Origin of the sequence: Staphylococcus sp. HMSC34C02, from assembly GCF_001838705.1 — a bacterium.
Lineage (GTDB): Bacteria > Bacillota > Bacilli > Staphylococcales > Staphylococcaceae > Staphylococcus > Staphylococcus borealis.
Map to the genome: position 1 here is coordinate 98,294 of NZ_KV838586.1, position 14,112 is coordinate 112,405.

Below are 14,112 nucleotides of genomic sequence, written 5' to 3' on the forward strand. Positions count from 1 at the left end.
TCTTATTTTTTTATTTACTTTTCGCTTTATATAAGAATTTAGTTTGTCTACTTAATAAACGTTTAGGTGTTCGCTTCATTACACCATTGCGTAATGAGATGACTAATTTGTTATCTTTTTGAGCTATTTTGCCAATCTTTCTTGAACGTTTAATGACTTTAGTAGTATGTTTAACTCTTAACTTATCATAGCGTTTTAATGCTTTGTCCAAATCGTATTCAGCTAAGCAATTGGCTAATACAATTGCATCTTCCATTGCTTGCCCTGCACCTTGCCCCATATTAGGTGTTGTTGCATGTGCTGCATCTCCTAACAATAGTATGCGTTGGTTTACAAATGATTTGATTGGTTTCATATCATATAAATCATGTTTCAGAATACCTGTTTCGCTCTGTTTATCTAAAAGATGGCGTACGGGTTCTGGATAATTATTGAAATATGCTTGAAGATGTGGTTTTTCAAATGATTGATATTTTGAATCCTTTTCAGACGCATTCATTGTGATAAACCAATACGCTTGATTATTGATAAGTGGGACAATACCTACGCGACCACGTTTACCCCAATATTCATTAGCTATATCTGTGTTTTGTAGGTTTGCATCATCCACTAAGCCACGAAAACACGTATACCCTTGATAAAGTAGCTTGGCATTCGGATGAACAGCTTGTCTGACAACAGAATGAATGCCATCTGCACCTATACATAAATCAAAGCGCTGACTTGCATGGTTAGAGAAATGAACTAGCACTTGTTGATCAACATTATCAACTTTAATGACATCATGATCAGTATAAATACATTGAGGATTGACATAAGACTCTATGAGTTCTATTAATGTTTGTCGTGCTAAAGTAACATTTAATGTGTTTTCTTTTAATTTCACAGTAGATAAAATGTTTCCTTTGTCATCAAGGACATTCATCGCTGATAAGTTTTGACCCGCATTTTTGATGCCTTTAGCTAAGTCATGTTTTCCTAATTTCTTAATGACATTATCACCAATGCCTATCCCTGCGCCAACTTCACTAATGTTTGGTTGTCTTTCAAAGATAGAAACGTCATGTCCTTTTTCTGAAAGTAGTGCACCAGCGGTTAAACCACCTATTCCTGCACCAATTATTGCAATTTTCATTTATTTACACCTCAGTATTAAATTCTACTAAATTTTATCATAACTATTCTTTATCATTGCAGTTGGAAATGCAACATCCTGCAATTGTTAACCTAATCATGAAGTATAGAAGTTTTTGCGAATATCATCTTTTTTAATACCAAATTCATCATAATATGATTGCATAAATGTTGCGATATGATCTGCCCATAAGATATCACTCGCATACTGATGCTGACCTGGATTCTTAGGATTCCATCGCATTTGATAGAGCGTAATCTGGTCATTATCAAAATAGTTCGCACGGATAAATTTGGCACCACCTAGTATTGCTTTGCGTGGTGTCGTCCATGCTGCTTCTTTCACGTAGCTTTTACCTGTATGTATTGCATTTTCATCGAAGGCACCCACACCAAAAAAATTATAATACCGTGTCTTGCCATCTTTGATACCACTAGCGAGTTTAGATTCACCATTCGCCGTTTCAACACGTGCATGGCTTATTAAGTAGATGATATTCACTTTATATTTATCTTGCGCTTCTATAAAAGCATCGGCTTGATTTTCAAGAATACCGTATCCTTTTAGCATCTGATTTACTTCTTGTTTCGACATTGGAACTTGTTGAGAAATATCCATGTATTTAAAGTTATTATCATCTCGTGATATGCGCATCGCCTTCTCTATGTCTTGGTTATTCGCATTCACAAATTGACCATTGCTTTCAACTGTATTTAACACACTTGCATCCGTTTGTTTCTGTAATGCTTCTTGAAAGCTATAATGACGATCATTTTTCAACAAATCCGAGTGATTAATAATTAATAAAACAATGAAAATAATGATGATAGTACCTAACAATATGATTGGCAAACGTAAATGAGATAATTGTTTCATGTCACTGACAATCCTTTATATAGCTAATTAAGATAAATATAAGTAAGTAATGATAATAACAATTAAGACAATCGCAAACGATATGTTGATGACAATCTTCATGCCAGTTCGGTCTCTGAATAATACATTGAAGATAACCAAACTAATTGCCAGTGATACAGCAAACATTGAAATTGCTAGCACCATTTGCATCATCACTAAAAAAATAATTCCTAAAATAATGAATACATTAGAAATCACTGTCATAATTTTAATTGCGTTTGGATGAATTGTTCTCACCCCTTTTTATTAATATATAGTCCACCTTACCATAATTTAAGTTGAAAGTACTTATAAATTTATTTAAAGAAACGAAGTAAGGAGTGAGACTGAATTCATCGTCTCACTCCTTACTTATTTTAATTACATTATTTCTCGTCTCTTGACATACCTTTCAGTAAGTTAAGCATATATGTCAAGCTACGATTCATATCATCGTCTTTAAGGACACCCATTAGACTACGAATACTTGTTTTAGCATTAGGATTAGCTTGATTTGCAACATGTAAGCCTTTATTCAGTTTATTTAAGAATTGACTTAATTCTTGTACATTGAGCTCACCTAACATAAAGACCATTGGTGCTAAATTTGTAATTAAACCTGCGTATAAGTCTTTATTAAGCTCGGTCATAAATTTATTAATGATCACTTGACGTCCTCTAATACCGCCATTCATTAAATCAAGAATTTTCGCCTCATCTAATGCTTTCACTATACGAATTGCTTTTAAAATACTATCTTTATTTTCAGCAATAGCATCTGTGACTTCATTAATACTTTCAAGTTTAATTTGCGCTTCAGACTTCTCTAAACGTTTAATTTTTGTTATTCTTTCAGCCATTATTTATCCACCACATTTCCTGGGAAAACATAATCAGGACGTTCCCATTTTTTCTGTACTTGGACACTATATTGCGGATTACGTTGCTTATCGACACGGAAGTTTGTTGGATTTAATGGTGACTTACCTTTACGTGTCAATACTTCCATTCGACAACTTGTTCGTTTATATGATGGTGTGTCTGTATATTGATCGACATCACTGTTCGTTAATTTATTGATAGCACCTAAATCACCATTTGACATAGCATCATTATTTAAAGGAATATAGATTTCTTTACCTTTAACTCGATCGGTAATTGTGGCAATCAATGTTGCTTCCCCAGTTTCAGAAATCAATCGTAGTTCTGCACCTTCATGAATATCACGTTCTTTTGCTAGTTCTGGTGAAATTTCAACAAACGCATTAGGCATTTTATATTTAATCATTTCAGTTTGATATGTCATATTACCTTCATGGAAATGTTCAAGTAAACGACCGTTATTCACATGTAGGTCATACACTTCGTCTTCTTTAAAGAAGTTATCAAATGTCAATGGGAATAATTTAGCACGACCATTTTCAAAATTAAATCCATTCATATATAACGTTGGTTCATCTGTACCGTCTGGTGCTACTGGCCATTGAAGACTGTTGAAACCTTGTAATCGATCATAGCTTACACCTGAATAAGATGGTGTTAATCGTGCGATTTCATCCATGATTTCACTTGGATGTTTATAATTCCAATCCGCACCCATACGTTGCGCAATTAATTGGAAGATTTCCCAGTCTGGTTTAGACTCACCTAATGGTTGTAATGCTTTGTTAATACGTTGAATACGACGTTCTGTATTTGTAAACGTACCATCTTTTTCTAATGATGGACTTGCTGGTAAGACAACGTCTGCATAAGTTGCTGTAAATGTTAAGAATTCATCTTGAACTACTAGGAAGTCTACTTTTTCTAAAGCTGATTGAACAAAATTAATATTAGAATCTACAATACCTGTATCTTCACCGTATAAGTATAATGATTGAATATCTCCATTATGGATACCTTCCATCATTTGGTGATTGTCACGTCCAGGTGTTGGGTTTAATGCAACACCATATTCTTTTTCAAATTTCGCTCTAACTTCATCGTCGGCCACTTTTTGATAGCCTGGGAATTGGTCAGGCATACTACCCATGTCACTTGCACCTTGTACGTTATTGTGACCACGTAACGGATACGCACCTGAACCTGGTTTTCTGTAGTTACCTGTGACAAGTAATAAGTTAGAAATGGCTGTACTTGTATCACTACCAATATCTTGTTGCGTCACACCCATTGCCCAACAAATTGACATTGATTCAGCTTTTGCAGCCTCTTCAGCAAAACTAATGATTTGTTCTTTTGGAATACCAGTTGCTTCTTCAGCAAAATCCATCGTAAATAATTCTAATGATTTGTAATATTCATCATAATTATCTACCCATTCATTTAAGAAATCTTTATCATGTAAATCATGATCAATGATGTATTTCGTAGCCGCACCAAGCCATACTAAATCCGTACCTGGTTTCGGTTGATAGAAGGCATCCGCACGCTCTGCCATTTCATGTTTTCTGATATCGAATACATGCATTTTTTGTCCGAATAATTTTTGTGCACGTTTCATTCTTGAAGCAATTACTGGGTGTGCTTCAGCAGTATTGGTACCGATTAAAACTGTCATTGCTGCTTTTTCAAGATCTTCAATTGAGCCTGAGTCCCCACCATGACCAACTGTTCTAAATAGGCCTTTTGTAGCTGGAGCTTGACAATATCTTGAACAGTTATCAACATTGTTAGAACCGAAAACTTGTCTTGAAAGTTTTTGCATTAAATATGACTCTTCATTTGTCCCTTTAGAAGATGCGATAAATGCTAAGTGATCGCCACCGTATTCATCTTTAATACGTTTGAAGTTAGATTCAATTACATCCAACGCTTCATCCCATTCAACTTCATGGAACTCGCCGTCTTTTCTCACAAGCGGTTTTGTTAAACGTTGGTCTGAATTAATATGACCCCAAGAGAATTTACCTTTCACACATGTAGCAATTTTGTTTGCTGGTGAATCGTGTGATGGTTGAACTTTAAGCACTTCTCTATCTTTAGTCCATACATCAAATGAGCAACCTACGCCACAATATGTACAAACCGTTTTCGTTTTCTTAATACGTTCTTTACGCATTTCCGCTTCAGAATCTGATACTGCGAATAATAGACCATCACCTGGTTCAGCTTTCTTAGTTAAATCAATCATTGCTGCTAATGAACCTGGTTCAGTATCTGTCATATAACCAGCATTGCCCTCCATATTAACTTCCATCATGGCATTACAAGGACAAACAGTTGCACACTGACCACATGATACACATGATGACTCATTAATTGGAACATCATTATCCCAGATAACTCTAGGATGTTCACGATTCCAGTCAATTGAGATGGTTTCATTTACTTCGATATCCTGACATGCTTCGACACATCGACCACAGAGAATACATTGATCTGGGTCATATCGATAAAAAGGACCATAGTCTTTTTCATATGGCTTCGTCTTATATTCATATGACTGTTCCTCTAACCCCCATGCATCCATGGCGTTATGTATTTCACAGTCACCGTTATTATAATCACATACTGTACAATACAACATGTGTTTTTCTAAAATACGATCTAAAGCTTCTTTTTGGCTCGCTTTCACATCGCTATTTTGAGTATTAACTGTCATAGGTCGATCTACAACAGTGCTACACGCACGTTCAATTTTGCCGTCAATTTCGACCATACATGTATCACATGTTTGGATTGGTCCCATTGACTCGTTATAACAAATTGAAGGTACGAAAGTATCACGAGATTTTATAAACTCGAGCAAACTTGTTCCTGGTTCTACAAGATAATCTGTGCCATCAAGCGTGACGATTAAATGTTCTTGCATACTCTCCACCCCATCTATATTAAAATTTTCCGTAAAATGACTTAACGACGTAACCATTCCATTCCAATACCCCACATATATTGAACATAGAATTACATTAATTGTATTACTTATTTCATTAAATGTTAAGCGTTTCATAAATTTTTGCAATTTTAAAAGAATTAAATATTAATAATACATTCCACTATTACAAACTTAATTTTTAAAGATTTATTATATTTTAATTTTTTAGAGTATATAAAAAGAGGTAGGACCAAACACTTTTGAGTTTGATCGCCTACCTCTATAAGTATAGGTTTACTTGAATAGCAAAAGAGAAAGCGTGGGACAACGCATTTATTTTAACTTTTGTCCCGTTCATTATGCTTACAAGTTATTATTTAACACATCTGTAGCATTCTGTTTTGAGTCATCATTTGGTATAAAGTACCAAAGACCATCATCTTGAATGCCTCCTTGCCCTTCTAATTGATGACGGTTCACTGTTGCATTGGCGTTTTTATAATTTTTTCTAATATCGTTCATGTCATTTAACGTTAAATCTGTTTTTACATTTTTCTGGATTTGATTCATCAATGATGGGAAATGTGTCAATGCTGACGCACTTGTCATCTTATTTGCCATCGCTTGAAGGATCAATTGTTGTCGTTCTTGACGACCGAAATCGCCACCAGCGCCCTCTTCTTTACGACTACGTATAAAGGCCATTGCAGTATCACCATCTACGTGTGTGGATTGACCTTTTACAAAGTTTGTTCCTTTCCGTAGTGAAAGTATCATTACTCGTAACATCGACGCCACCTAAAGCATCAATCATATCATGTAAGCCATCCATATCAACCGTCGCATAATGATCGATAGGAACATTCATTAGTTTCTCTAATGATTTAACAGCCATCGTCGGCCCACCATAAGCATAAGCATGATTGATTTTCTCTGTTGTACCTTTACCTACAATATCAGCTTGTGTATCTCGAGGCACACTAACGATTTCTGTTGTTTGTTTCTTCGGATTAATAGAAAGAAGCATGATTGTGTCACTTCTTTCACCATCATTTTGACTTTTACGTTGTGCATCTGAGTCAACACCAAATAATGCAATGGTAAATGGGTCACCGTTAGATAAACTGATATTCTTTGATCTCAGTTCTGAATGTTGTCTATTTAATGGATTATGAATCTTACCACTCGTGATAAAAATACTAGCCACCACAAAAATTGTCGCTACAATTGCTAGTACAAACAATATTCCTATAAACCATGTAACTATTTTTACGGGCAGGCTCATTCGTTTATGCGTTCTACGCATCCTACCACTCCTATTCTTTTTTATGAATTAATATCATAATTATATATTAAAATGATTAACTTGCTATACGTCTTAAGAACTAACTTTTCTTAAACTAGCGATTATAAGTATTAAATATGATAGCCACCATCTCGATTGATAATAGCCAAAATAGCTTTATAACAACCACGGTTACTAATAATGAAAGGACCACTCTTAGCAAAGTCTAACGGTTCGCCATTTAATTGTGTCATTTCCAGATTTAATTCTTTTGCAAATAAAAATTGTGCAGCTATATCCCACGGTTTAGGGTTTGTATTAATATGTGCGCCAAATTGCCCTTTGATGACTCTAACTGAATCTAATCCACATGATCCAATATTTCTCACGCTGAATGACGCATCATATAATGCTTTACTTGTATCCTCATTTATATATTGTGTTCCAAACGAAATGATAGCATCACGTAATTGTAATTCACGAGGTGGCAATAATGGCTGACCATTAACATATGCCCCCTTACCCGCTATAGCCTTGTACAATTTATCATGAGGATAATCATATATGTACGACAGTTTAGGTTCCCCTTCAACGAAATATGCAATGATAATACAATAATCTTCTTGTTGCTTAACTAAATTTGCCGTACCATCAATTGGATCCATAATCCATAAATGACCCTCGTATGGCTGAATCGTATCATTATCTTTTTCTTCAGCTAACAATTGATGACCAGGAAAGTGTTCAGCTAAATACGTTTCAAATTTGTTTTGAAGTTGCTTGTCTACATTAGTAACTAAATCAAAGCGATTTAGTTTGGTATCCGTAGACATATCTTTGATTAATTGTGGAATAACATCATCTAAGTGTGTTAACCAATTCATGATATGTGTATCTATATAATGAAGTTCATTTTGCATCATTTCACCTCAACGATCTATTTCACTTTATTGTATCTTACTGTATTTATTTGTCATAGGTATTTTTAAATTGCGACACAAAAAAATCGGCTAGTCATCTGCTAGCCGACAAATAGAAAGGAAAGTAAGTAATAAATATTGAAGATGTTTCGATGTAACTCGAACGATTCACAACAAGCTATCTGTTATATAGCTTCTACCCCTTTGTTTGAATTCGTTCTCCCCTGTTACAAATAATATATTAGCATAAAACACTTTAATTTGTAAGCGTTTTCTAAATAAAAAATGTTTAATTTTACACACATAATCTACGACTATTCTCAAAATGTCTTCAATATCAGTGTTATGTTATAATTAATGTAATATGTAATGGTTATAGGTGGTGTTTATGTTGAAGAAATTGGATCGCCAAAATCAAATTATTTCATTGATACAACAAGGCAAAACAATCAATGCATCAGAATTGGCACAACACTTAAATGTTTCTGTTCGTACAATTAGTCGTGACATTGCTGATTTAGAAAATCAAGGTGTTCAAATATACGCACATAAAGGGAAACATGGTGGCTATCAAATTCAAAATTCTGAGGATAAAATACAAATTCATTTTAATGAACAGCAATTGGTATCTCTATATTTAACCTTAATAGAAAGCCAATCTTATTCAACATTACCTTATACGAAAGAGATTGAATCTATAATTAATCAACTTATCAATATACCTAACACGCATGTTCGTAAATCACTCACCCATATGACTGACTTAATTAAATTCGAAGATACAGAACAAATTACTTTACCTCATCTATTTACAGACATATTAATCTATAGTTCTGAGCGAAATGTTATGCTGATTGACTTCAATGATCATCATGATACTATTGCTGAAAATGTGATATTTATTGGTTTACTATGTCGTAATGGTGAATGGCTAGCTATTATATATGAAATCGGTTTAGGTCGAACACGGGAACTACCAGTACTCGATATTTATGATATTTCTTATTCCTTCGAAAAGACGATTAAAACATACGATATTTCAATACAAAATTATACTCAATTTTTAAATCCAATCGAGCATACTGACTAATATGTTCGGTTGGTCCTCTACGTTCTACCTCTTTTATGACTTAATACCTTCAAAGTAAGGAGTTTCACATACCTTGGATCAATTAACTCAAATTCGTCAACAACTCATTGTGCTACTCACGCACATCGAAAAGATACGATATTACTATCTAATGGATGATCGGTACTTAAATCAAGAAATTGACGCGTATCATACTTCGATTCATCATTTCAGTCATGATTTAGCTTTAACGCTTCACAATGACGCCAACAACAGTCACACATCACCTTCCCTTGAACTCAAACATGCTTATAATAAATTACTGAATCATTTATCCTCACACCCGTTACATGATTTTCAACAAGGAACGATATTAATTGATTTACAACAACGCCAAAATCAAATTCACCAAACATTCGTTCACTTGTTAAATGTGTTCCAGTAGTTTCATTTCCCTTGTACAACCATCGATACCCATGACTTCTTCAAACTTTTATGCATCTTTCTTAGTCATAAATTCACGTCAATTCTGTCATTCAATCTCATCTTTAAATACTTAGCGATCCACCAATTAAATATAAAAATTATATAATATATATGTAAATTGTAATAAAAAACGTGAAACGCTATAATTGTAAGTGATTACAGTAATTAAGGAGGATTCACATGCTAGGTTTCTCAGTCTATTTAGGTCAACCATTAAATACTTCTTATATTTTAGATATGGTTCATCTTGGTTATGACATTATTTTCACATCATTACAAATACCTGAGGAAAATGATGAGACAAAATTGACGTATTTGGGAGAATTATGTCAATTATTAAAAGATACATCAGTAACCTATATCATTGATATCAATCCTTCATTGCTGAATCAAAACGTTTACCGTTTTTTCGATCAATTTCCAAATGGGGATTTTGTTATTAGAATAGATGAAGATTTTAAGCGTAGTTTAATAGAAGACTTATATCAGCATCATTTAAAGTGTTGTTTAAATGCTAGTACGATTACTGCTCATACCCTTGATACACTTTACAATCAAAAATCATTACCGAAAATTTATTTTTGTCATAATTACTACCCTAGACCTGATACAGGTTTAGCTTTAAGTTTCATTGAACAACAAAATGAGCTTATACGAAAATATGATGAACATGCTCCGATTATGGCCTTTATTCCTGGAACTACTTTTAGAGGTCCAATATTCAAGGGACTTCCAACTATTGAGCAACACAGACATATGACGTTACTTCAATCTGCACAAGCTTTAGTTCATTCTAAACTAAACTATATTCTTATTGGTGACACTGCTATCACTCGCTCAGAGGCAATCGCTTTACAGCAGATGGTTGATCATCGTCATTTCAAGCTTCGTCTAACTTATTTTGATGAATCATACGAGCAACTCATCTTCAAACATCATACATCTCGTCTTGATGCGCCAGAACATGTCATACGATCTAAGTATTCTAGAGCAACAAAGGTCAGTATTCCTCCTAATAATCATTCGAACCATAATCGCACTAGAGGAGATATTACTGTGGATAATTCACTTAACAAACGTTACGAAGGTGAGTTGCAAATTATTAAATCAGATTTGCCTAGTCATAAAGCGATTAATCATGTTGCTTCAATATGCGCTGAAGATATAGCAATGATTGACTTAATCCAACCTGGTGACACTTTTGAATTTATTACTGAAAAGGAGAAACGCTAATGGAACATTTAACAACTGAAAGTAGAAATACACAAACGATGCATTTAGATGAAATGTCTATTTTAGAAGCTTTAAAAGCAATGAATCAAGAAGATCAATTAGTAGCTAAAGCAGTAGCCTCTATACTGCCACAGTTAAATAAAGTCATTGAAGCAACCATCACTCGATTTCGCGATGGTGGTCGCATTATATATATTGGAGCAGGTACAAGTGGTCGTTTAGGTGTATTAGATGCAGCCGAATGTGTTCCAACCTTTAATACACAGCCAAATGAAGTAATCGGTTTAATTGCTGGAGGTCAACAAGCTATGACTGAAGCAATCGAAGGTGCTGAAGATAACGTAGAAATGGGAATGACCGATTTAAAAACAATCCATTTAAATCATAGAGATGTTGTCGTAGGTATTTCCGCAAGTGGACGTACGCCTTATGTTAAAGGAGCGTTAACGTACGCTAATGAAATCAATGCAATGACAGTCGCTCTATCATGCAATTCAAATAGTGACATCAGTACAATCGCTAATCATGCACTTGAAGTCAATGTTGGACCTGAAGTATTAGCCGGCTCTACGCGACTAAAATCAGGCACAGCACAAAAGCTTGTGCTTAATATGATATCAACCATGACTATGATTGGTGTTGGAAAAGTGTATGATAACTTGATGGTTGACTTAAAGGCGACAAATTACAAACTTGAACAACGCTCTATACATATTATTGAAGACATTTGTGGCTTAACTTTTGAAGAAGCGCAATCCTTATATCAACAAGCTGACAATGATATCAAAGTGGCAATCGTTATGAATCTATGTGACACAACGAAAAGTGATGCTAAATCGAGACTAGCAAAGCATAACGGTATTGTGAAACAAGCAATTCAATCTTAAGGAGGCAATGATATGAATAAGGATCAACAATTAGCCCATCATATCTTAGATGCGGTTGGTGGCATTGATAACGTGGATAATATCATTCATTGTATGACACGTGTGCGTTTAAAAATAAACGATGCGTCAAAAATTGATTACTCAAAACTTAAAACTATAGATGGTGTACTCGGCGTAGTACAAGATGAGCGTCTTCAAGTCGTGGTTGGTCCCGGTACAGTTAATAAGGTATCAGCTGAAATGGTTAAGCTAAGTGGTGTACAACTAGGAGAAGATATCCCCCACTATAGCAATAAGTCTGATATCGAAGCGCAAGCTAAAGAAAATAAAAATGACTATCAACAAAAGCACAAACAAAGTAAACTAAACAAGATTTTAAAGTCTATTGCTAACATCTTTATACCATTAATCCCTGCATTTATAGGTGCCGGTTTAATTGGTGGTATTGCCGCAGTACTCAATAACTTTATTACAGCAGGCACTATTTCAGCCGATTGGGTCAAACAGCTTGTAGCCGTACTTAATGTCATTAAAGATGGTATGTTAGCGTATTTAGCTATCTTTACTGGATTTAATGCTGCTAAAGTATTCGGTGCAACGCCAGGTTTAGGTGGTGTTATTGGGGGTACCACATTATTAACAGGTATTACCGAAGACAACCCAATCAAAAATATCTTTACTGGTGAACCTTTATTAGCAGGTCAAGGTGGTATTATAGGGGTTATCTTAGCAGTATGGTTATTAAGTATGATTGAGAAAAAGTTACATAAAGTCGTTCCAAATGCGATAGATATTATCGTAACACCAACAACATCATTACTCATTATAGGTTTGCTAACGATATTCCTAATTATGCCTATTGCCGGATTTATATCTGACGGTTTGGTTGGCGTCGTAAATTGGGTCATTGGGGTAGGTGGCATATTTAGCGGATTTATTATAGGCGCGTTCTTCTTACCACTTGTTATGTTAGGCTTACATCATATATTCACCCCGATACACATCGAATTAATTAATCAATCTGGTGCAACATACTTACTACCTATCGCAGCAATGGCTGGTGCTGGACAAGTAGGTGCAGCTTTAGCTTTATGGGTAAGATGTAAGCACAATACAACACTAAGAAATGCGATTAAAGGTGCATTACCTGTTGGTTTCTTAGGAATTGGTGAACCGCTTATTTATGGTGTGACTTTACCATTAGGTCGACCTTTTATTACCGCTTGTATCGGTGGTGGTATTGGAGGTGCGGTTATCGGTGGAATTGGTCATATTGGTGCTACCGCAATAGGACCTAGTGGTATTTCATTATTACCTTTAATTGCACATCAGAAATATTTAGGCTACATTATAGGATTACTATCTGCGTACCTAGGTGGTTTTATTTTCACATACTTTTTCGGTACGACTAAAGAAATGAGAAACTTAAATAAACTAGGTGATTAGATGACAAACATTTTATATTTAATCGACGACAATTATCCTTCTTTTTCTAAAAATGAAAAGAAACTATCACGATTTATATTAAACTCACCACATAAAGTGATTCGCATGTCGAATCAGGAGATTGCTGAAGAACTGGAAATGAGTGTTTCAACATTAAATCGATATAGCCAAAAATTAATTAATCAAAGCTTTCATGAAGTCAGAACACAGTTAGCAACATTATTCCCTAAACAGGAAACACCGTATAAGATTGAACTGCTTAACAATGAGTCGGTAGACACTTTAAAAAAGAAGTTATATCATCGTGCAGAAGAAGCACTTCAAAAGAGTTCTACCTTTGCGGATAATGCAACAATAGATAACATATGCAAACAGTTTAAACGTGCGAATACGATTTTTATATTTGGCTATGGTGCATCATATGTCTGTGCTACGGATTTATATCAAAAATTATCGCGTATTGGGCTAAATGTTCAACTTGTACAAGAAACACATTTATTTACAACGATGTTGTCTACGCATGATAAAGATGATTGTGTAGTATTTATAACGAATAACGGCGATCAAAGTGAACTTCGAGCAATGGTCAAAGTGGTTTCAGATTACCATATTCCAATTATTACCATCTCAAGTTCTGAGCATAATCATGTAGCCAAGCTTTCTGATATTGTTCTAACGTATGGCCATTCAGACGAAAATGAATTGCGTATGGGGGCAACTACTTCTTTATTTGCTCAGATGTTTACGATTGATGTTCTTTTCTATCGTTATATTGCATTAAATTATGAAACGTCATTAGATTTTATCACGCAATCAAAAATGGCACTCGATAATTATCGTAAACATTTATCAAATGTGGAATTTAAGCATTAACCTTTTCAAACAAGAAATAAGATATAGAAGAGGGAGTGGGACAGAATTCTTTTTAAATTCGTTG

The 14,112-nt window shown here is 34.6% G+C and carries 12 protein-coding genes and 1 pseudogene; 6 read left to right on the top strand and 7 right to left on the bottom strand.

Annotated elements, in window-relative coordinates; genetic code table 11:
* Positions 1-10: 10 nt before the first annotated feature.
* The 7 genes and pseudogenes from HMPREF3239_RS08225 to HMPREF3239_RS08255 all read right to left on the bottom strand — a co-directional run bounded on the left by HMPREF3239_RS08225 (position 11) and on the right by HMPREF3239_RS08255 (position 8,057).
* Positions 11-1,135: an FAD-dependent monooxygenase gene (locus HMPREF3239_RS08225; protein WP_070855305.1), complete on the bottom strand. Its 1,125-nt coding sequence runs from the start codon at positions 1,133-1,135 to the stop codon at positions 11-13.
* Positions 1,136-1,231: 96 nt separating this feature from the next.
* On the bottom strand, positions 1,232-2,011 hold the full coding sequence (locus HMPREF3239_RS08230; protein WP_070855308.1) for an N-acetylglucosaminidase: 780 nt from the start codon (positions 2,009-2,011) through the stop codon (positions 1,232-1,234).
* Positions 2,012-2,038: 27 nt separating this feature from the next.
* Positions 2,039-2,257, bottom strand: coding sequence for a hypothetical protein (locus HMPREF3239_RS08235; protein ID WP_053029047.1), 219 nt, complete (start codon positions 2,255-2,257; stop codon positions 2,039-2,041).
* A gap of 161 nt (positions 2,258-2,418) precedes the next feature.
* A complete protein-coding gene (locus tag HMPREF3239_RS08240) occupies positions 2,419-2,892 on the bottom strand; it encodes a helical membrane plugin domain-containing protein (RefSeq protein WP_053028601.1) in 474 nt (157 codons plus the stop codon).
* On the bottom strand, positions 2,892-5,846 hold the full coding sequence (gene fdhF / locus HMPREF3239_RS08245; protein ID WP_070855310.1) for a formate dehydrogenase subunit alpha: 2,955 nt from the start codon (positions 5,844-5,846) through the stop codon (positions 2,892-2,894). Before fdhF ends, HMPREF3239_RS08240 begins: the two co-directional genes overlap by 1 nt.
* 366 nt (positions 5,847-6,212) lie before the next feature.
* Positions 6,213-7,155, bottom strand: a pseudogene (locus HMPREF3239_RS08250) (LCP family protein).
* Positions 7,156-7,265: 110 nt separating this feature from the next.
* On the bottom strand, positions 7,266-8,057 hold the full coding sequence (locus tag HMPREF3239_RS08255) for an inositol monophosphatase family protein (RefSeq protein WP_053028604.1): 792 nt from the start codon (positions 8,055-8,057) through the stop codon (positions 7,266-7,268).
* Between the two features lie 388 nt (positions 8,058-8,445).
* On the opposite strand from HMPREF3239_RS08255, the gene HMPREF3239_RS08260 reads away from it, so the two are divergent.
* From HMPREF3239_RS08260 to HMPREF3239_RS08285, 6 genes are all read left to right on the top strand, one after another.
* On the top strand, positions 8,446-9,144 hold the full coding sequence (locus HMPREF3239_RS08260) for a helix-turn-helix transcriptional regulator (RefSeq protein WP_070855323.1): 699 nt from the start codon (positions 8,446-8,448) through the stop codon (positions 9,142-9,144).
* Positions 9,145-9,217: 73 nt separating this feature from the next.
* On the top strand, positions 9,218-9,568 hold the full coding sequence (locus HMPREF3239_RS08265; protein WP_070855312.1) for a hypothetical protein: 351 nt from the start codon (positions 9,218-9,220) through the stop codon (positions 9,566-9,568).
* Positions 9,569-9,789: 221 nt separating this feature from the next.
* Entirely contained in the window at positions 9,790-10,842 is a 1,053-nt protein-coding gene (locus tag HMPREF3239_RS08270; protein ID WP_070855314.1) for a MupG family TIM beta-alpha barrel fold protein, read from the top strand.
* Positions 10,842-11,729, top strand: a complete 888-nt coding sequence (gene murQ / locus HMPREF3239_RS08275; protein ID WP_070855316.1) for an N-acetylmuramic acid 6-phosphate etherase — start codon at positions 10,842-10,844, stop codon at positions 11,727-11,729. Before HMPREF3239_RS08270 ends, murQ begins: the two co-directional genes overlap by 1 nt.
* A gap of 12 nt (positions 11,730-11,741) precedes the next feature.
* A complete protein-coding gene (locus HMPREF3239_RS08280) occupies positions 11,742-13,175 on the top strand; it encodes a PTS transporter subunit EIIC (RefSeq protein ID WP_070855318.1) in 1,434 nt (477 codons plus the stop codon).
* Complete coding sequence (locus HMPREF3239_RS08285; protein WP_053028609.1) at positions 13,176-14,048, top strand: MurR/RpiR family transcriptional regulator; 873 nt, start codon at positions 13,176-13,178, stop codon at positions 14,046-14,048.
* The last annotated feature ends 64 nt before the right edge of the window (positions 14,049-14,112 follow it).

Excerpts from the sequence above, each read along its gene's own strand:
- HMPREF3239_RS08225 (WP_070855305.1), bottom strand. The coding sequence starts at position 1,135 with ATGAAAATTGCAATAATTGGTGCAGGAATAGGTGGTTTAACCGCTGGT.
- HMPREF3239_RS08230 (WP_070855308.1), bottom strand. The coding sequence starts at position 2,011 with ATGAAACAATTATCTCATTTACGTTTGCCAATCATATTGTTAGGTACT.
- HMPREF3239_RS08235 (WP_053029047.1), bottom strand. The coding sequence starts at position 2,257 with ATGACAGTGATTTCTAATGTATTCATTATTTTAGGAATTATTTTTTTA.
- HMPREF3239_RS08240 (WP_053028601.1), bottom strand. The coding sequence starts at position 2,892 with ATGGCTGAAAGAATAACAAAAATTAAACGTTTAGAGAAGTCTGAAGCG.
- fdhF (WP_070855310.1), bottom strand. The coding sequence starts at position 5,846 with ATGCAAGAACATTTAATCGTCACGCTTGATGGCACAGATTATCTTGTA.
- HMPREF3239_RS08255 (WP_053028604.1), bottom strand. The coding sequence starts at position 8,057 with ATGATGCAAAATGAACTTCATTATATAGATACACATATCATGAATTGG.
- HMPREF3239_RS08270 (WP_070855314.1), top strand. The coding sequence starts at position 9,790 with ATGCTAGGTTTCTCAGTCTATTTAGGTCAACCATTAAATACTTCTTAT.
- murQ (WP_070855316.1), top strand. The coding sequence starts at position 10,842 with ATGGAACATTTAACAACTGAAAGTAGAAATACACAAACGATGCATTTA.
- HMPREF3239_RS08280 (WP_070855318.1), top strand. The coding sequence starts at position 11,742 with ATGAATAAGGATCAACAATTAGCCCATCATATCTTAGATGCGGTTGGT.
- HMPREF3239_RS08285 (WP_053028609.1), top strand. The coding sequence starts at position 13,176 with ATGACAAACATTTTATATTTAATCGACGACAATTATCCTTCTTTTTCT.